General features: G+C 32.6%; 16 protein-coding genes and 1 pseudogene. 13 read left to right on the forward strand and 4 right to left on the reverse strand.

The window, feature by feature from the left end; translation table 11 throughout:
- Nucleotides 1-143: 143 nt before the first annotated feature.
- From I6U51_RS00880 to I6U51_RS00930, 11 genes and pseudogenes are all read left to right on the forward strand, one after another.
- Nucleotides 144-1,442, forward strand: coding sequence for a glycosyltransferase family 39 protein (locus I6U51_RS00880; RefSeq protein WP_211140724.1), 1,299 nt, complete (start codon nt 144-146; stop codon nt 1,440-1,442).
- The gene (locus tag I6U51_RS00885) at nt 1,426-2,190 is read left to right on the forward strand and encodes an ABC transporter ATP-binding protein (protein ID WP_211140725.1); all 765 of its coding nucleotides are present in this window, start codon (nt 1,426-1,428) and stop codon (nt 2,188-2,190) included. The genes I6U51_RS00880 and I6U51_RS00885 overlap by 17 nt, the downstream gene beginning before the upstream one ends.
- Entirely contained in the window at nt 2,187-2,693 is a 507-nt protein-coding gene (locus tag I6U51_RS00890) for a hypothetical protein (protein ID WP_211140726.1), read from the forward strand. Before I6U51_RS00885 ends, I6U51_RS00890 begins: the two co-directional genes overlap by 4 nt.
- 650 nt (nt 2,694-3,343) lie before the next feature.
- On the forward strand, nt 3,344-4,240 hold the full coding sequence (locus I6U51_RS00895; RefSeq protein WP_211140727.1) for a TSUP family transporter: 897 nt from the start codon (nt 3,344-3,346) through the stop codon (nt 4,238-4,240).
- Nucleotides 4,241-4,305: 65 nt separating this feature from the next.
- Complete coding sequence (locus tag I6U51_RS00900) at nt 4,306-5,292, forward strand: ornithine cyclodeaminase family protein (RefSeq protein WP_211140728.1); 987 nt, start codon at nt 4,306-4,308, stop codon at nt 5,290-5,292.
- A 23-nt stretch (nt 5,293-5,315) separates the two neighbouring features.
- Complete coding sequence (locus tag I6U51_RS00905; RefSeq protein ID WP_211140729.1) at nt 5,316-5,528, forward strand: tautomerase family protein; 213 nt, start codon at nt 5,316-5,318, stop codon at nt 5,526-5,528.
- Between the two features lie 22 nt (nt 5,529-5,550).
- Nucleotides 5,551-7,203 carry a dihydroxy-acid dehydratase gene (gene ilvD, locus I6U51_RS00910; protein ID WP_211140730.1) on the forward strand — a complete coding sequence of 551 codons (1,653 nt, stop codon included), beginning with the start codon at nt 5,551-5,553 and terminating at the stop codon, nt 7,201-7,203.
- A gap of 211 nt (nt 7,204-7,414) precedes the next feature.
- Complete coding sequence (locus I6U51_RS00915) at nt 7,415-8,215, forward strand: TrmB family transcriptional regulator (RefSeq protein ID WP_211140731.1); 801 nt, start codon at nt 7,415-7,417, stop codon at nt 8,213-8,215.
- A gap of 893 nt (nt 8,216-9,108) precedes the next feature.
- Nucleotides 9,109-10,509, forward strand: coding sequence for a L,D-transpeptidase family protein (locus tag I6U51_RS00920; protein WP_211140732.1), 1,401 nt, complete (start codon nt 9,109-9,111; stop codon nt 10,507-10,509).
- A 236-nt stretch (nt 10,510-10,745) separates the two neighbouring features.
- Complete coding sequence (locus I6U51_RS00925; RefSeq protein ID WP_211140733.1) at nt 10,746-11,930, forward strand: multidrug efflux MFS transporter; 1,185 nt, start codon at nt 10,746-10,748, stop codon at nt 11,928-11,930.
- Nucleotides 11,931-11,977: 47 nt separating this feature from the next.
- Nucleotides 11,978-12,403: pseudogene (locus I6U51_RS00930) on the forward strand (isochorismatase family protein); the annotation flags it as partial.
- A gap of 39 nt (nt 12,404-12,442) precedes the next feature.
- Here I6U51_RS00930 and I6U51_RS00935 read toward each other — a convergent pair.
- The gene (locus I6U51_RS00935) at nt 12,443-12,991 is read right to left on the reverse strand and encodes a DUF6241 domain-containing protein (protein ID WP_211140735.1); all 549 of its coding nucleotides are present in this window, start codon (nt 12,989-12,991) and stop codon (nt 12,443-12,445) included.
- Between the two features lie 316 nt (nt 12,992-13,307).
- Between I6U51_RS00935 and I6U51_RS00940 the strand changes: the two genes are divergently transcribed.
- Nucleotides 13,308-13,754, forward strand: a complete 447-nt coding sequence (locus I6U51_RS00940; protein ID WP_211140736.1) for a hypothetical protein — start codon at nt 13,308-13,310, stop codon at nt 13,752-13,754.
- A 121-nt stretch (nt 13,755-13,875) separates the two neighbouring features.
- On the opposite strand, the gene I6U51_RS00945 is transcribed toward I6U51_RS00940, so the two are convergent.
- The 3 genes from I6U51_RS00945 to I6U51_RS00955 all read right to left on the reverse strand — a co-directional run bounded on the left by I6U51_RS00945 (nt 13,876) and on the right by I6U51_RS00955 (nt 17,316).
- Nucleotides 13,876-14,706: a phosphoenolpyruvate hydrolase family protein gene (locus I6U51_RS00945; RefSeq protein ID WP_211140737.1), complete on the reverse strand. Its 831-nt coding sequence runs from the start codon at nt 14,704-14,706 to the stop codon at nt 13,876-13,878.
- 69 nt (nt 14,707-14,775) lie between these two features.
- Nucleotides 14,776-15,984, reverse strand: coding sequence for a Tm-1-like ATP-binding domain-containing protein (locus I6U51_RS00950; protein WP_211140738.1), 1,209 nt, complete (start codon nt 15,982-15,984; stop codon nt 14,776-14,778).
- 138 nt (nt 15,985-16,122) lie between these two features.
- Entirely contained in the window at nt 16,123-17,316 is a 1,194-nt protein-coding gene (locus tag I6U51_RS00955; RefSeq protein WP_211140739.1) for a phosphoenolpyruvate hydrolase family protein, read from the reverse strand.
- 291 nt (nt 17,317-17,607) lie between these two features.
- Between I6U51_RS00955 and I6U51_RS00960 the strand changes: the two genes are divergently transcribed.
- On the forward strand, nt 17,608-18,162 hold the full coding sequence (locus tag I6U51_RS00960) for a flavodoxin family protein (protein ID WP_211140740.1): 555 nt from the start codon (nt 17,608-17,610) through the stop codon (nt 18,160-18,162).
- Nucleotides 18,163-18,232 lie beyond the last annotated feature (70 nt).

The following is an 18,232-nucleotide window of genomic DNA, read 5'->3' on the forward strand; positions in this document are numbered from 1 at the left end:
TTAGTTTAATGTTGTGTTATCTTATGGTTTAAATTTATAAAAAGAACTAATATATACATGTAAGATATTTAATTTTCGAAAAAATATGGTTCCAAGGAGAAAAGATGAAATGACTTTTGTATGTAGCACTAAGGAGGATGAATATGAAAAAATTTATTTTAAAGGGTGAAAATTATTATAGAATTATGATGATCCTGGGAATGGCATTATGTGTATTATGGGTATTACTTATAGATACTAAGCCATTTTCAGATTTTGATTATTATTATAGATTATCAGTAGAGATAGCAAATGGTCTTCCCTGGGGTGATACTTATACATCAGTAGGATACTGCATGCTTTTAGCAGGAGTTTTTAAACTCTTTGGAGCAAGTTTATTCAAAGCAAAGCTTCTTAATTTGTCTTTAACTTTTGCAAGTTACGTAACGTTTTATGCTGTTATAAAAAGGGTGAATTTAAAAGAAAGAGATAGAAAAATAATATTTACATTATTTGTTTTTATGCCTAATAACATATTTTATAATAGTTTAATAGCCACAGAACTGTTATTTACTACTATACTTATTTTTAGTACTTTTATATATTTTAGTGATATTAAATATAAGTACATATATATAGGGATACTTACAGGACTGAATACATTGATAAAACCTTTTTTTATTGCATATTTCTTTGCTATATTTTTAGTGGAATTATTAATAGAGAAAAAAGTTATCCTCTCTATAAAAAAATCATTAATAGTCTTAATAGTTTCCACTATCATTATATCACCATGGATATATAGAAACTCAAAGCTTGTAGGTCAGTTTACCTATGTATCTAACAATGGAGGAATTGTTTTATATATAAATAATAATTCTCAAAATAAAATGGGAAGATGGATGCCAGTAGAAAATGTAGAAAATTCTATTGTAAAAACAGAAGAATACAAGATAGCTAATATGACGCAGAAAAATAAGATGCTATCTAAAGCGGCCAAAACATGGATAAAATCTCATCCAATGCAGTTTATAGAATTAGGTTTTAAAAGGTTATTTAATGTATATTTCTGGGGTGATGATGTACTTTACAGCACTTATGGAAGTCAAGTAAGTGATTCTGCTAAAGCTATTATATTTACTGTTACTAATGATATTAGAAGCACAATTTTTGCGCTAGCGATAGTATATATATTAATTTACAGTGTGGTAACTTTAAGATGCATATGGAAAGGAAGAACGCAACTTTTAAGCAAATATACTTTGTATAATGTAATATTGTTTTATATGTTTACAGGAGTATATTTTGTAACAGAAGGACAAGGGAGATATGCTTTTCCTGAAATATTTATAATGGTATATTGCTTTTATCATTTTATAAAGCTTTCAATACACAAATATAAAAAACACTTTACCCCTTTAACTGCAAGAAAGGATAATAATATTTATGAAGATTTCCGTTGAAAATTTAAATATGACATATCCAAAGGGTAAAAGAGCATTACAGAATCTTTCTATAGAAATAAAAAGCCCCAGCCTCATTTGGATTTTAGGTCCTAACGGGGCGGGAAAGTCAACTTTTATAAGGCTGCTAATAGGAGAACTATTACCGACTAGTGGGCAAATTTTTGTAGATGATGTACCTTTGACTAAGAATGAGAAAAAGCTAAAAGCTAATTTGGGGTACTTGCCCCAATCCTTTGGACTTTATGATGAACTTACTGTATGGCAGTTTCTTGATTATATAGCGGCACTTAAAGGAATAGAAAATAGCAGGAAGGTCATTAAGGAAGTTATTCAAAAGACAAATCTGATGGATAAACAGGAAGCTATCATTTCCACTTTATCTAGTGGAGAAAGACAGCGTATAGGAGTTGCTCAGGCCCTTATGGGAAGCCCAGAACTATTGATTTTTGACGAACCCACTGATGGATTTGATTTAGAGGAACGTATTAATTTTCGTAATCTACTTTCTCAAGTTGCACAGGACAAGATTCTTTTGCTATCCACCAAAATAATTGAGGATGTACAGCCTGAATGTGATCGATTGATTGTTATTAAGTATGGTCAAATTTTATTTGACGGCACACCGGAGCAATTGATTGCTTTGGCTTATAATGATGCTATAGTGTTTGAAGAACATACTTCAAAACCTACCCTTGAGGATGCCTATATGCATCTGATTATGGGGAAAGAGGTGAGGAAACAATGAGATTCTTTTCTTATCTTAGAGTGGAATTAAATCGTATACTTCACTTAAAAGTTGTTTATATGATTATGCTACTTACCATAATTTCTCCAATAGTAGGGTATAATCTAAAGGGAAATATGCTTGCTCAAACTACGGCTTATGATTTGATTATAAAACCTTGTATCGTTGGTGCATTAATCAGTGGAGGTTTATTTGCACTACTAACCTTGATAGAATTTTATCGTGTGAACAAACATAAAATTGGAATATTAACAAATAGTATTGTGCCGCACCTGATGCTTAATATGGTGAGAATGTTCGCCATATGCATTGTAGCCATTGTTAGTGTTACTATCACAGCATTAATGTATTTTCCTTATGTAGTCATAAAAATGGAATACACCTTTGATGCATATATTTATTTTAATAGCTTCTTTTTATTCATGCCATTCTCTGTATTGTTATCGATTTTAGCAGCTTCTGCGTTTTATCAAATCTTCTATCAAATTAATTTAAGCGGCTAAAGCCCTAAATTCCATTGGGCTAAGGCCGTTTAATTTTTTTTGTTTCAAGCTTGATTCTCTCTTCAGGTGTTAATTTATAATTAAACTCTTTAGAATATACAGCTTAGTATTTAAATCATCTATCAATAGAAGAGGAGGCAAGCGCCACTTATCTCCAACTTTAAGAAAAGCAGAGTGCTTTGGAGTGTTAGTAGCGGTAGACATCGGATAAATTGATATAGATTTATCAAAAACAGAAAATGAATAGAAATGATTAGTGTATACAATGATACTGTTGAGATTTAAAAGTGTAGAAATATATGGAATATATGTAAAAATATAAGGTTGAAATTATAAAATACGTAAAAGTATAATGTTAAAATTAGAAAATACATAAAAATCTGAAAATTAATTGTTAAATTATAGATATATAGATTGACAAAGAAGATTTTAAATGTATAATAGTTACTATAGGGGGATACGTTACAAAGCTACTAAGGGGATATACATATAATACCCTCCTTAAAACACTCAATGCATATAATTGGCCATTATATGATAAGCAGGCATCCAAAATCTATGATTTTGAGATGATCGCTTACTCATTCGACGAAAGGAGAAGGAGTTTCATAATAAGATAAAACAAATTGTATTATAGGGGGATTACAATTATGAATATTGTAACGGTTTTCAGGGTGGCGATTATAGCATATGCTATATTTTTCATTGTATATTTGGTAAAGGATTGCATTGCTCACAAAGAAGATTTTACAAAAAAGCACGTGGCGACACATTCAATTATTGGCTTTGTAACAAATTTGTTAGATACATTAGGGATTGGAAGTATGGCAACAAGTATGGCTGCATTTAGATTTACAAAATCTTGTCCAGATCAACTGTTATGCGGGACAGGCAATGTAGCATTTACCATACCTGTTATTACAGAGTTTATATTGTTTTTGGATTTGGTAAAAGTAGATACTCTTACTTTGGTAAGCATGATTGCAGCTGCAGTGGTCGGTGCTGTGGCTGGAGCTACGATTGTTTCTAAATGGTCAGTAAAAGTGGTCAGAACAGTATTAGGTGTAGCACTGCTCATAGTGGCATTTACTATGGCTTGTAGAACATTAGGGTTAGGACCATTTGGTGCAATGGGAACTGCCACTGCACTATACGGTGGAAAATTAGTTATAGGCATAGTGGTAAATCTATTGTTAGGTGTTTTTATGACAATGGGAATAGGGTTATATGCACCTTGTATGGCACTTGTAAGTTCACTTGGAATGAATATTGCTGCAGCTTTTCCAATTATGATGGGATCTTGTGCTTTTCTTATGCCATCTGCAAGTGTAAAATTTATTAAGGAAGGAAAATATAATCGAAAGGCTACTGTGTATATTTCTATTTTCGGAACATTAGGTGTGCTTGCAGCTTACTTCTTTATTAAATCCATTCCGTTGAAAACGTTGACGTGGATTGTAGTAGCAGTAATGATTTATACATCCTTTACTTTCTTTAGGGATATTGCAAAAAGTAACAAGAACCTAGAACTAACAAGAGCTGAATAATTCAATACTATTTTTCACGTTATATTAATAGACATTAAAATCTACAGTAAAAAGGAGAATTAATTATGTTATTATTATCAAGAAAGGACATTAAAAAAGTATTTTCAATGAAAGATGCCATTGAGGCTGATAAAGATGCTTTTCGTATTTTTACAGAAGGGAAAAGTGTTGTACCACTTCGTACTCAAATTCCTGCACCAAAGCATGATGGTACATTCTTGTTCATGCCAGCATATGTATCGGATATAGATTGCGCATCATTGAAAATTATTAATATTTTTCCGAAAAATATTGATAAAGGAATTATATCAGCACCAGCACAGGTATTGCTAGTGGATGGAACAAATGGATTTGTAAATGCAATTTTAGATGGAACATATGTTACTCAACTTCGAACAGGGGCCGCATCAGGGGCAGCATTTGATATATTAGGAAGAAAAGATGCTAAAAAAGGTGCATTGATCGGAACAGGTGGACAGGCAGCTACACAGTTAGAGGCTATGATCGTTGCCCGTGATATTGAAGAGGTAAAAGTATATGATTTAAACTTTGAAAGAACAAAAGCCTTTGCAGCAAAGATGCAGGAAGAATTAAAGGAGTATGGAACAAAGATTGTAGCAGCAGAAAGCTCCGATGAAGCAATTGAAGATGCTGACCTGATTATTACAGTGACTCCTTCTTCAAAGCCTGTATTTGATGGAAGCAAAGTGAAAAGAGGTGCAACAATCAGTTGCGTTGGATCTTATCAGCACCACATGCAGGAAATGGATCCAGTAATATTAACAAGAGCAAGCAAGATTTATTTTGATTCGGTCGAAGCTGTATTATCAGAAGCAGGGGATATCTTAATTCCGCTTGAAAATGGAACAATTACAAAAGATGATTTCACAGGTGATTTAGGAGAAGTTATTCTGGGAAATGTAGTAGGAAGAGAAAATGATGATGAAATCATCGTATTTAAAACTGTAGGAATCGGAACACAAGACCTGATAACTGCAAAGTATATTTATGATAAAGCAATAGAACAAGGTATTGGAACCAAATGGAGTTAATATAATAGAAAGGGGAAAATATTATGCCGCATATTTCAGTAAAGATGTATCCAGGAAGAAGCCTAGAAGTAAAAGAAGATCTTGCAAAGAAAATACAAAAATTAACCGTTGAGGAACTTGGTTGTAGTGAAGGCCATGTATCAGTATCTTTTGAAGATATTAAACAGGAAGACTGGCAAAAACAAGTTGTAGAACAAATAAAATCAGAAGATCTAATCATTGAGCCAAATTTTTAAGGGGATATAAGGGGGAAGAAAAATGGAAGGTAATAGAGCATATTGGAATGGACCAAAAGCAGCGCATCGTCGTGTTATGTTAAAAGCGGCTGGATATACAGACAGCGACATTAAGCACAAACCTCACATTGGAGTACCAAACTCATTTATGGAAGGTTCTCCAGGTAGTGCCCATCTTCGCCAAATCGCTGAAGCAGTAAAACAAGGAATTTGGGCTGCAGGCGGTATTCCTGTAGAATTCGGAATCCCTGCAACATGTGGTAACGTAGCAAATGGGGCAGAAGAATTAAAATATGAACAAGTTGGCCGTGATATCGTAGCAATGTCTATTGAATTTGTTACAAAGGTACATCATTTTGACGGCTTGGCAATGATTGCGTCTTGCGACAATATTATCGCAGGCACATATTTAGCAGCAGCTAGACTGGATATCCCGGCAATGGTTATCACTGGTGGTTCTATGCAGCCTGGAAACTATTGTGGTAAAAAAGTTGTAGAAGCAGAGCTTGACGTTGCAGTACTTGGTGGTGAAAGCGAAGAAAAATTAGCGGATATGGAAGAGCACGTATGTCCATCTTATGGTGCTTGTCCATCAATGGGAACAGCAAATACAATGCAAATGCTTGGAGAAGTTATGAACTTGGTTCTTCCAGGAACAGGTACGATTCCTGCATCTGATAACTTAAAGATACGTAAAGCAAGAGAAGCAGGAGCTTACATGGTAGAATTGATTAAATCTGGCCGTAAGCCTTCTGACTTAATTACAAAAGAAACATTGTTAAATGCAATTATGTTTGATATGGCAGTTGCAGGATCAACAAATGCAGTATTACACATCTTAAGCATTGCATATGAGCTTGGTATCAAAATTACAATGGCAGACTTTGAAAAATATGCTGAAGAAATTCCTTGTATTACAGGTGTCATTCCAAGCGGTCCATATACAGTAGTAGATTTCCACTATGCAGGCGGAGTTCTAGCTGTTATGAAGATGATTGAAAGCAAACTTTACACAGATGTTCCAACTATTACAGGGAAAACATGGAAAGATATTTTAGCTAACGTAAAAGTAGAAAGCACAGATATTATCAGAAGTCTTAATGACCCATTATACAACGAACCAGGGCTTAAAGTTCTGCGCGGTAATCTTTCTCCAAATGGTGCTATCGTAAGACCAACAGGTGTGCCTAAGGAAATGAAATACTTCAAAGGAAAAGCAAAAGTATTCAGCAATGACTTTGAATCCTTGGCAGCAATTGAAAAAGGTGAAATTGTACCAGGTGATGTAATTGTTATCCGTTATGAAGGATGTAAAGGTTCCCCAGGTATGAAAGAGATGATGCTTACTACAGACGCTTTAGTAGGCTACGGCTTGCATAAGAGTGTAGGACTTGTAACAGATGCCAGATTCTCAGGATTCAACTACGGAGCAATTGTAGGACACGTATCACCAGAAGCATACGATGGTGGTAATATTGCACTTGTAGAAAATGGTGATGTTATTGTAGTAGATACAATTAAAGGAGAAGTAACATTAGAAGTATCAGAAGAGGAATTAGCAGAGAGAAGAAAAAATTGGGTATGTCCGCCTCTTAAAGAACAAAAAGGCTGTCTCGCATTATTGGCAAAGAACTGCAGACCAGCAGAAGAAGGCGGAGCTATGCAGCCTTGGTAAAAAGTATATAATAGATACTATTGCTATACCGTTATCCCTCAGATTATTATATTAAAAGGAACTGCCATAGGATGCAATTAGTCTTATGGCAGTTCCTTCTTGTATTAATTAAAAGAGTATTTCTATGTTTGGAGTTTTATGGTAGTATATTGTGGTAATATATTATAGCAATAAGTATAAATATAGAATAAAGTCAGGGAAGGATATAAATATGGTAGATAATGAAATTATTTTGTTAAATAAAATTGGTTTAACTGATGCAGAAGCAAAAGTATATCTAGCATTACTTCGACACGGAAGTACCTCCGGTTATGAAGCAAGCAAGTTATCATCAGTAGCGCGATCCAAAATCTATAATATATTGGAATCATTGGTTTCAAAGGGATTTATTCTTTTTACAGAGCAAGAAAATAATAATAGATATGCAGCAGTTCCAATAGATGAAATAGCACAAAGAGTAAAACATGAAACGTCAGATGTATTGGAGAATCTTACAGAACGATTAAAAGAATATCCTGTAAAAACTGATTTAGATTACATATGGCATATCCGCCAAAATTCTAATGTATTTGCAAAATGTAGAGAAATTATTAAAAAGACAAAGAGTGAACTATTGATGCAGATATGGGAAGAAGATTTACCAAATGTGTTAAAGGATATACAGAAGTTAGAAAAACAAGATGTTAGAATGGGCATTATTTATTTTAGCAACAATGAAGATTCGGAGGTTCCATTAAAAAAATATTGTAGACATGGTTTGGTAGATGAAAAGCGCAAAGAAATGGGGGGCAGGTGGATTACACTTGTTTCAGATATGAAAGAGGTTGTTTTTGGGCAAATTCTAAGCAACAGCATGGCTGAAGTTATTTGGACAGAAAGCAAACCTATGATAGCACTTGCTGCTGAATGTGTAAGACATGATATGTATTTTTATAAAAGCGCTGGTATTTTCCAGGAAGTAATGCAAAGAGAATTAGGCAAGGACTATGAAAAAATCCGTGATATTTTTTAACTTATGAACATAAAATCCTAATAGCTAAAAAGTTAGGCGAATAGACGCTTGCAGAGTTCCGCAAGCGGATACTACAGTATCAATTGAATACTCAATTAATTAAAAAGAAGAGGTAATGTAGCTATAGGACTACTTAAATGGTTTTATAGCTTTTTATTTATATAGAGGCATATAAAGATGGTACATAATAAAATATAAGAATCATAATTTTAAATTTTACAAAACTTTTTATATCTCTACTCCGTCATTAATATGAAGGGAGAATAAATAACTAGAGGCAAACATTAGTATTAGATGTTATATTAGGTGGAGGAAAGTAAAATTTATGAAAATAAGGGCAGAAATACATGAAGACCTTTAATAAATTAATTAATCTTGTTTATAATATAAAATTTTGAGTATGTTCTCTTAATTTATATATTTATTGTAAATATGGTGATAAAATATAAAAGGTATTTTAAAACATAAAATCTTATATATTAGTGCTTAGTTCAATTTAAATATTCATAATTAAGAATATTTGATAGTAGAATTAAAATAAGGTGGTGATAGTACTAATAAATATATAGTTATTGTAAAAAAAGAATTTAGACAGAGCATTTCAATGAGTAAAGCTTATAAGTGAAGAGTATAATTCAAAATAGAAAAAAGTAAAGATACAAAGTAAATAAATATTATGATATGATAATGGATGAAAGAAACGTAGGAGAAGTAATGATCTATTTAATCAAGTTGCAAAAATAAATATAAGGAAGTGTTAGATGAGCTTTTTGAGATGATAACTATATAGGCGGAAAGTAAATATAATTTATTAAGAAATGAAAAATTAAAATAAGATCAAGATTTTTGTAAAATTTTGTATATTAACCATAACCAAAGGGATGATATTTATTATGAGAAAGCAGAGAAGAAAACAAAAGAATAAAATTATGAATAATAAAAAAGGAATTATAATAGTAATAAGTACTTTAATTTTTATGTATTTAGGAATGTCAATATTTTATATGAATCATTTTTATTCTGGTACTCAAATTAATGGAATTGATGTTTCATTTAAAACTATAAATGGAGCAGAAGAAAAAATATCATCAGTTATTTCTACATATTCATTAGAAGTAGAAGGACGAGATGGAGTTAAGAGTAAAATTAACGGAAATGAAATTGGATTAGTTTGTAATGAAAAAGATAGAATTAAAGAGCTTAAAAACAAACAAAATCCATTTAAGTGGATTACCTCACTTTTTAGTAAAAATCAGGTGCAAATAGACGGCCTAATAACCTTCGATAAAGAATTGTTAAAAGAAAAATTAAACAAGGAGAATTTCTTTAGTAGTAAGAAGGTAACTGAACCTAAAAATGTTTCTTTTGAGTATTCAAATGATGGGTACAAGATGATAGCTGAAGTTAACGGAAATAAAATAAAGAAAGATGCTGTATACGAAAATGTAGAAAATGCAATTTTAAATCAAAAAAACATATTAAATCTAGATGAGGCTAATTGTTATGAAAAACCAAAGTATACGTTAAAATCTAAAGAGGCTAAAGAAGCTATGGATCTTCTTAATAAATATACTAGTTTGAAGATTACACATACATTTGGTGATAACAAAGAAGTGGTAGATGGTTCAACTATAAATAAATGGCTTTATGTAGATGAAAATATGAATGTTGCATTTAATGAAGGGCAGATTAGAACTTATGTAGATTCATTATCTGCTAAGTATAATACATTTGGAAAAACAAGAACTTTTACTACATCATCGGCAAAGGTAGTACAAGTATCTGGTGGTAACTATGGATGGATTATTAACAAACCTGAAGAAGTAAAGAGTTTAATTGAAGTTATAAAAAAAGGTAAAGATGTAACGAAAGAGCCAATATATTTACAAAAGGCAGCATCTCATAATACTGACGATATTGGAAACACATATGTAGAAATCAATTTAACAAAACAACATTTATGGTTTTATAAAAATGGTGCTCTTGTTACAGAAGGAGATGTTGTTACTGGAAATGCAAGTCAAAATTTAGGAACTCCTGCAGGGACATATGTGTTAAATTATAAAGAAAGAAATGCTACATTAAAGGGAGAAAATTATAGTACACCAGTTGATTTTTGGATGCCTTTTAATGGGAATATAGGCATTCATGATGCAACTTGGAGAACAGAGTTTGGAAAAGATATTTATGTGAAAAATGGTTCTCATGGCTGCATAAACTCACCATATAGTTTAGCAAATGCAATATATGATAATATTGTACCAGGAACCCCTATTGTTTGTTATACTGAGTAGCCTATAATTTGATAGAATTTTAAAAAAGATAGGCTTCCTTAGAAATAAGGTGTTGGATTTATATCTAATTAATATTATAAAATGGGATTTATTTTAATAGTGCAACAAGTTGTTGCACTATTAATTTTCTAATTTTTATTGCTTTTTAACCTGAGCTAAGGAGGATAAAATGAGGATAGAATTGTTAAGTACTTTTTTACAACAATTAAAGCATAGCAGAAGGAAGGCTTATATTCATGAAGGTATGGAAAAGAAATTTAATAGTTTGCTGGTTTGGAATGTTTGTGACAAGTGTAGGCATGAGTCAGATTGCTCCAGTATTGCCGCTATATATAAAACACCTTGGAGTTCATAGTACAGCTTTAATTGAACAATTCTCAGGAATTGCTTTTGGTGTTACTTTTATAATTTCAGCTGTCTTTTCGCCAATTTGGGGGCGGGCTGCTGATAAGTTTGGACGAAAGCCAATGCTTCTGCGAGCAAGCCTTGGTATGGCATTAGTTGTATTTAGCATGGGTTTTGCACGCAATGTATATCAACTGATAGGATTAAGATTGCTGCAGGGAGTTATAACAGGATATAGCACCGCTTGCACTACCTTGATTGCAACTCAGACAGATAAGGAACATGCAGGATGGGCTTTAGGTACACTTTCTACAGCATCTATTGCAGGCTCTCTGCTTGGACCAATGGTTGGTGGTTATATAGGAGAAAACTTTGGATTACAAAATGTATTTTTTATAACAGGTGCGCTGCTATTTATTGCATTCATTACAACTGTTTTATTTGTAAAGGAGACTTTTAATCGTCAAGAAAAAAAGGTTCTTGGTACTAAAGAGATATGGAACCTTATTCCAAACAGAAGCTTAATTATCACAATGTTTGTTACATCTTTTGTATTAACCTTGGCATTATTCTCTATAGAACCAATCATAACAATATATGTTACCCAGTTGTCTAGCAGCACTAACCATGTCGCACTGCTTGCTGGAATGACATTCTCAGCCTCAGGGATGGCAAGTATAATTGCTGCTCCAAGATTGGGGAAAATTTCTGATAAAATTGGACCACAGAAGGTTATGTTAGTTGCACTTTTAGTATCAGGAGTAATTTTTATACCACAAGCCTTTGTAAGAAATCCTTGGCAGTTGATGGCACTTCGTTTTTTATTAGGCTTAGCAACAGCAGGATTGCTTCCTTCTGTTAATGCCTTAATTAAGAGAATTACACCAGATTCCCTTACAGGTAGAGTTTTCGGTTTTAACATGTCGGCATCGTATCTAGGTGTATTTGGAGGTTCAATTTTAGGTGGACAAATATCAGCCTATTTGGGTATTAGATATGTATTTTTTATTACAAGTACATTGTTATTGATAAATGCATTATGGGTTTATTCTTCAGTATATAAAAAGCTAGCTTAAATTAATAATCATAATATATATAGCAAAATGAATAGGAGAGAAAAAATGGAAGATTTGTGGCCCTTCTAAGAGTTTCTTCTACAGATGGAAAAGATATGCCAAAGCCAAAAACAGATTCAAATACTAATTCAATGCAATTACCAAAAGGTTGGGATAGCTTTGTGCCTGAATTAGCAAATATTAAAAATGCTCATACCATCACCAAAAGACAATGGGGAGCATTCTATGGTACTGACCTTGATTTACAGTTACGACGTCGTGGAATTGATACTATTGTACTATGCGGTATTTCTACTGGAATTGGTGTAGATACTACAGCAAGAGAAGCGTATCAACATGGCTATAATCAAATTTTTGTGGAAGATGCAATGACTGCATCAATGAAGGAAGAACATGATTATGTTTGTAGATATATCTTTCCTAGGATAGGTCAGGTTCGAACAAGTGAAGAAGTAGTTTCGTCATTAGGATAAAATTAGATACAATAGAACTTATTAATAATGTTTAATCTGTTATTCGTCTTTTAAATAATCTCCTCTTTTAATAAGATTAATAGTAGGTTTTATAGCTGGTTCATTAATTTTAATGGCACGTCCTTTTAGTGAACCTTCTGGCTGTCCCTCACCTAGTATTTTCCATACTGTATTGTGATCTTCTACAATCTGAGAAAAATCGCAATTCTTCCATCTTGTTATAATTTCTATAAAGTTAGTTTTTTCAGGTCCTTCTGGTAAGGTTTGAATTAGCTTATAAGTAGCATTTAATTCATCTTGAGTCATAGCTTTTACTCCATCTTTTGCATTATCTTCTGCAACCACCAGACCATTAGCCATCAGATGTATGCTTGCTGCTACTTCGAGCCTAGTATTATTTTTTGTACTAACATCGTTTTCCTTTATTGTAGAGTTAGTTTTCACTTCATTCTTAGTCTCATTCTTAATCTCTATATGTGATGCTGAGTTAGTATCTGGCCTTAGCGTAATCATATATGAACCTATCCCAATTATCGAAATTGATATCATACCTAAGACAATGATTATATTTCTGACATTTTTTTTCATAATAAAATCTCCTTATAAAATTCGTCTTTTACAATTATATCATCATATACATAAATTTTCCACAAGATACTTAGTTCATACTTTTATTTGAATGTATAGAGCAGGAGAGAAAGCAGCATGAAGAAGTATATACATGAGTATAAAAATGCAATAATATTTAGTGCTATCATTTACTTATAGTATTTTATGCTAAATATAAGACATGATTTTTAATAGTATGTATAGCTTTAATTATATATACTATATTGAGGATAAATGTTAAAATCATTTATGATACAATTATGATTACTTAAATTAAATATTTGGAGGATATGCTATGAACCCTATTTTAAAGAAATTAGGTTTGACAACACAAAACCCAGTTTTAGTTTTAAATGCACCAGAGGAGTATAAAGATATTTTAGCTGAAATTACATCAGACATTCATACAACTATAAGCGGCAAGTATAAATTTATACAAGTATTTGAAATAGATTTATGCAAGGCCAAAAGTATAGCAAATAATCTAATTGAGGTATTAGAAAATGATGGGCATTTATGGCTTTGCTACCCAAAAGGAACTTCTAAAAGGTATAAATCAGATATAAATAGAACAAAAGCATGGGAAGTTTTTTCGCCTTACGAATTTGAACCTGTATCTCAAGTATCAATTGATGATAATTGGTCAGCGATGAGATTTAGACATGTAGATAACATAAAAACTATGAAAAGAAAAACAGCAGCTACAGAGAAAGGTAAAAATAGGGTAGAAGGCAACAAATAAAAGGATGGACTTTCTATAATTTATTAATAAATAAAAATATATTTGGGAATAAAAGTTAGATGCAAGATGTTTTGAATTATAAGTATCTTGCACCTAATAAAATATTCGATTGTTCTTATACTTATTTTGTTATTGATTTAAATGACGATGTTTGCTCTTTAATACCTCTTTCAGCAGCAAATCTTTCAATACTAGATGCACCAAAGAATCCATCTATTCCTTTTGTTCTTTCAATCACATATGCAGCATCTTCTGGTTCTGCAATAGGTCCTCCGTGGCAGATTACCATAATATCTGGATTAACTTCTTTACCAGCTTTAATAATAGCTTCAATCTTCTTCACACAATCATCTAATGTAAGAGCTGTTTTTGCTCCAATTGTACCTTTTGTAGTCAAGCCCATATGTGCTACTAGGATATCTGCTCCAGCCGCTGCCATTGCTTTTGCTTGTTCTGGATCAAATACATAAGGAGTTGTAAGCATGTCCAATTCATGCGCTTTTCTAATCATTTCTACCTCTAAGTCATATCCCATGCCTGTTTCTTCTAAATTTTGTCTGAATACACCATCAATCAAACCTACTGTCGGAAAGTTTTGAACTCCATTAAATCCTAGTTCTTTTAGCTGTTTTAAATATACATCCATAACTCTAAAAGGATCAGTTCCACATACACCAGCTAGTACTGGAGTGTGTTTTACAACAGGCAGTACTTCAGAACCCATTTCAACTACAATTTGATTTGCATCTCCATAAGATAACAATCCAGCTAACGAACCACGGCCTGCCATTCTATATCTTCCGGAATTATAGATGATAAGCATATCAGCTCCACCAGCTTCACTACTTTTAGCGGTAATACCTGTACCAGCACCTACGCCTAATAGTATCTTTCCATTTTTAACTTCTTCCTTGAATTTCTCTATGATTTCTTTTCTTGTCATTGTATTCATTTATAAACCCTCCTATAAATTTATATTTTTGTTCATAGTTTTTTATTGATTTATAATATATCTATGGTCTTATTTATTCATTAAATCTATTAATTTTTGTGCTGCTGCTTCAGCAAACTTTACATCATTAATAGCACAATCCATTTCAACTACTTCTACAACATTTTTGTTTATACCATTTCTTAAAATGTCAAATAACACTTTATCTTCTTCTACGCCATAGAATGGTTGGCCTTCTACGTCTATTCCCGATACGCCTTTTAGAGGTAAAAATAAAGCAGTTTTTTCTTTTGCCATATTTAACTTTTCAACAAGCTTTTTACCGATTGCTTCATTTTCCTCAATGTTTGTTCTCATAAGTGTTACTGTAGGGTTATGTTTATATAAATTGCGGCCTTCAAATTTTCTTGGCACTGTATCATAAGGGCCAAAGTTGCACATATCAAGTGCCCCAACTGATACAACCTGTGGAATATGGTTTCTAGCCGCTGCCTCTAAACGATGTGGCCCTGCATTCAAAACCCCGCCAATAATTTCGTCTGCCCATTCTGTTGTAGTAAGATCTAGCACACCTTCAATAAAGCCAGCATCAATAAGTGCCTCCATAGATTGTCCACCTATACCTGTTGCATGGAACACAAGTACTTCATACCCTCTAGCTTCAAGATATTCTCTAGCTGCCGTAACACAGGGAGTTGTTACCCCAAACATAGTCGCAGCAATCAATGGTTTTTTATCCATTACTTTTGTGTTTTCAAATTTAACCATACCTGCAATTGCAAATACAGCATTTGAAAAAATCTTTGTTGAAATTGAGTTAAGCCCTGCAACATCTACTACAGAAGGCATCATAATAATATCACTTGTGCCTACGTATTGAGAAGTATTTCCAGAGGCAACTGTTGATACCATAACTTTTGGCACACCAATAGGCAGTGTTCTCATAGCTGGTGTTACCAGTGAAGTCCCGCCACTACCACCAAAGGAGATAATACCATCAAATTTACCTTGCTTATATAATTCAGGCAGTAATTTTTCCATTCCCTTTGATAATACTTCTGTTGCTAATGCTCTATCTTTTTTAGAAGCTAGAGTTCTTATGTCTGTACCTGCTGCCTCAGCTACTTCACTGTTTGATACGTCTGGTTTAAAGGTTGGATCAAACACACCAGTGTGAATGGTGAAAGTATCTAAACCCAAACTTTCAATCAACTCCTTTACATATGAATATTCAGCACCTTTCGTATCGAATGTTCCTGCAATAGCGATTGTCTTCAATTTCATAACCTCCTCAATAAATTTAGTTTACCTAGTTATATAAACAGGATTGGAGAACGTTCTCATAACAAAATCATAAGTTAATCATACTTTTTTCACTTCTTAATGTAAACGTTGTTATGTACTACGTTTTTGTGTTTATGTTATATTTTTAGACCTAAATTGTTTTGGAGAACACCCTTTATACTTTTTAAACATTTTGCTAAACTGCGCATAATCTTGATAACCAACTAATTCTGCTAAATCCGATAACTGTATATTTTCTTTATTTATGATTTCTACTGCTTTATTTATACGAAATTTAACTAGATACTCTGGAAAACTACAACCTACCTCTTTTTTAAAAAGACTACTTAAGTAACCTCTAGATACATGAGCTACCTTAGCTAAATCTAAAAATGAAATATCATTCATATAATTTTGAGCAACATATTCCTTCACAAATTCAACATAGTTATAGTGTTTTGTAACTCCGTCTAGCATCTTAAGCAATAAATCATCTTCATCAAGCTGCGCCGATACTTTAAAGGCTTTTGTTATATTTGTAATAGATTTTTCCGATGGAATCCTCTCAAAAGCTGATCCACCTATATATCCCATCAAGGCATCGTTATTGCTATACATATATTGAACATCAATTGGTGTTTTTACAGGACCACCATATATTAATTTAATTGCATCTGGATTTAATTCATTGCATTTATTAAATATCTTTTCCATCTTCGCCTTTGCAGCTTCAAGTGAAAATACTTTTTTTGCCCCTAATAATCCTCCACCTGTTAACCCTAAATGCACGCAAATGGCGTCAGCACCAGCATTAATCATTTGTTCTGCTTGTATTTCGTTAAATACAAAGGCAACTGTAAACATATTTTTAGCATGGGCAACTCTTATAGCTTCTACTTCAATCAAATAATGACATCCGGCTTCTTCGAGAGCCTCACCAAATTGACTATCTATAAGTCCAACTGTGGGGTAGTTATTAATACCTGAAAAGCCCATATCTTTTATTTTATCTATGTAGCTTTCTATATTTTTGGTAGGGTCAGTTGCATTAAATCCAAAAATGATAGGCATGTCTTTTACTAAGGGTATTATCTCTTTTGAAGCAAAGTCCATTACCATATCATTACTATTGCAAAATGGCAGAAAACCTGCTAACGAACTTCTTCCCATTTGTCGAAATCTACCGGAATTTAGCACTAAAAGAAAATCAGCCCCACCTTTTTCAGCATACTTTGCTGTCATGCCTGTACCTGTTGCTACACCAATAATATGATTTCCATTCTTTGTTTGTATTTTTATATCCTCTAATATCTTTTCTCTCTCCATATTTTTAGACCCCTTATATTGTTTACAATTAATCATTTTCCATAGGAAGATAATTACATTATATGAATAGTAGATAATAAAATCAAATAATTACCTAAATTTTTCAACTGTTTATTCTTATTAAGTAAGCTTTGTAAATTAAATTTATAATATAATTATTAATTAGCTAAGTCAAAATAGTAGGAAATAATGAAATATCGGCATCTATAATTAACCTTAGAAATAAATTCTTTAGCAGGTATGTATGATATAATAGAAAAAAAGATTTAACGATATTAGAGGTGAGATAGGTTGGAAAAGAAAAATATATTGGTATTGACTGGCAGTGCGAGAAAAAATGGTAATAGTGATAAAATGGCAGATTCTTTTATAAAAGGAGCAGAATCAATTGGACATGAAGTAATAAAATTTGAAACTGCAAGGAAAGAAATTGGCGGCTGCAAAGCCTGTGAAACATGCTGGAGCAAAGGAAAACCATGCTCTTTCCAAGATGACTTTGATGAACTTGCACCTTTATTAGAAGCAGCAGATGTCATTGTATTTTCTACACCATTATATTGGTTTAACTTTTCTGCACAAATCAAAGCAGTCATTGATAAAATGTATGCTTATCTAGGGAAAAGTTGTAAACGACCTCTGAAAATCAAAGAAAGTCTTCTGATTGTATGCGGGGCTGATGAGGGGACGAACGTATTCGATGGGATAATAACAACATATAGAGAGATTGCTCACTATATGAAGTGGGAAGACAGAGGAGTGCTGGCAGTTCCGAAAGTTAGTGAAAAAGGTGCTATTGAAGCGACGGATGCACTTATGAAAGCAGAAGAATTGGGAAAGTCGTTGTAGAAAAGCTTTTTGGTTAGGGATATGGCTATTTTGTCATATCCTTATTTTATTTTTCAAGGTCTTCTATTTG

The sequence above is a fragment of the Clostridium aciditolerans genome, from assembly GCF_016316925.1.
Classification (GTDB): Bacteria; Bacillota; Clostridia; order Clostridiales; family Clostridiaceae; genus Clostridium_AM; species Clostridium_AM aciditolerans.

Excerpts from the sequence above, each read along its gene's own strand:
- I6U51_RS00880 (WP_211140724.1), top strand. The coding sequence starts at position 144 with ATGAAAAAATTTATTTTAAAGGGTGAAAATTATTATAGAATTATGATG.
- I6U51_RS00885 (WP_211140725.1), top strand. The coding sequence starts at position 1,426 with ATGAAGATTTCCGTTGAAAATTTAAATATGACATATCCAAAGGGTAAA.
- I6U51_RS00890 (WP_211140726.1), top strand. The coding sequence starts at position 2,187 with ATGAGATTCTTTTCTTATCTTAGAGTGGAATTAAATCGTATACTTCAC.
- I6U51_RS00895 (WP_211140727.1), top strand. The coding sequence starts at position 3,344 with ATGAATATTGTAACGGTTTTCAGGGTGGCGATTATAGCATATGCTATA.
- I6U51_RS00900 (WP_211140728.1), top strand. The coding sequence starts at position 4,306 with ATGTTATTATTATCAAGAAAGGACATTAAAAAAGTATTTTCAATGAAA.
- I6U51_RS00905 (WP_211140729.1), top strand. The coding sequence starts at position 5,316 with ATGCCGCATATTTCAGTAAAGATGTATCCAGGAAGAAGCCTAGAAGTA.
- ilvD (WP_211140730.1), top strand. The coding sequence starts at position 5,551 with ATGGAAGGTAATAGAGCATATTGGAATGGACCAAAAGCAGCGCATCGT.
- I6U51_RS00915 (WP_211140731.1), top strand. The coding sequence starts at position 7,415 with ATGGTAGATAATGAAATTATTTTGTTAAATAAAATTGGTTTAACTGAT.
- I6U51_RS00920 (WP_211140732.1), top strand. The coding sequence starts at position 9,109 with ATGAGAAAGCAGAGAAGAAAACAAAAGAATAAAATTATGAATAATAAA.
- I6U51_RS00925 (WP_211140733.1), top strand. The coding sequence starts at position 10,746 with ATGAAGGTATGGAAAAGAAATTTAATAGTTTGCTGGTTTGGAATGTTT.
- I6U51_RS00935 (WP_211140735.1), bottom strand. The coding sequence starts at position 12,991 with ATGAAAAAAAATGTCAGAAATATAATCATTGTCTTAGGTATGATATCA.
- I6U51_RS00940 (WP_211140736.1), top strand. The coding sequence starts at position 13,308 with ATGAACCCTATTTTAAAGAAATTAGGTTTGACAACACAAAACCCAGTT.
- I6U51_RS00945 (WP_211140737.1), bottom strand. The coding sequence starts at position 14,706 with ATGAATACAATGACAAGAAAAGAAATCATAGAGAAATTCAAGGAAGAA.
- I6U51_RS00955 (WP_211140739.1), bottom strand. The coding sequence starts at position 17,316 with ATGGAGAGAGAAAAGATATTAGAGGATATAAAAATACAAACAAAGAAT.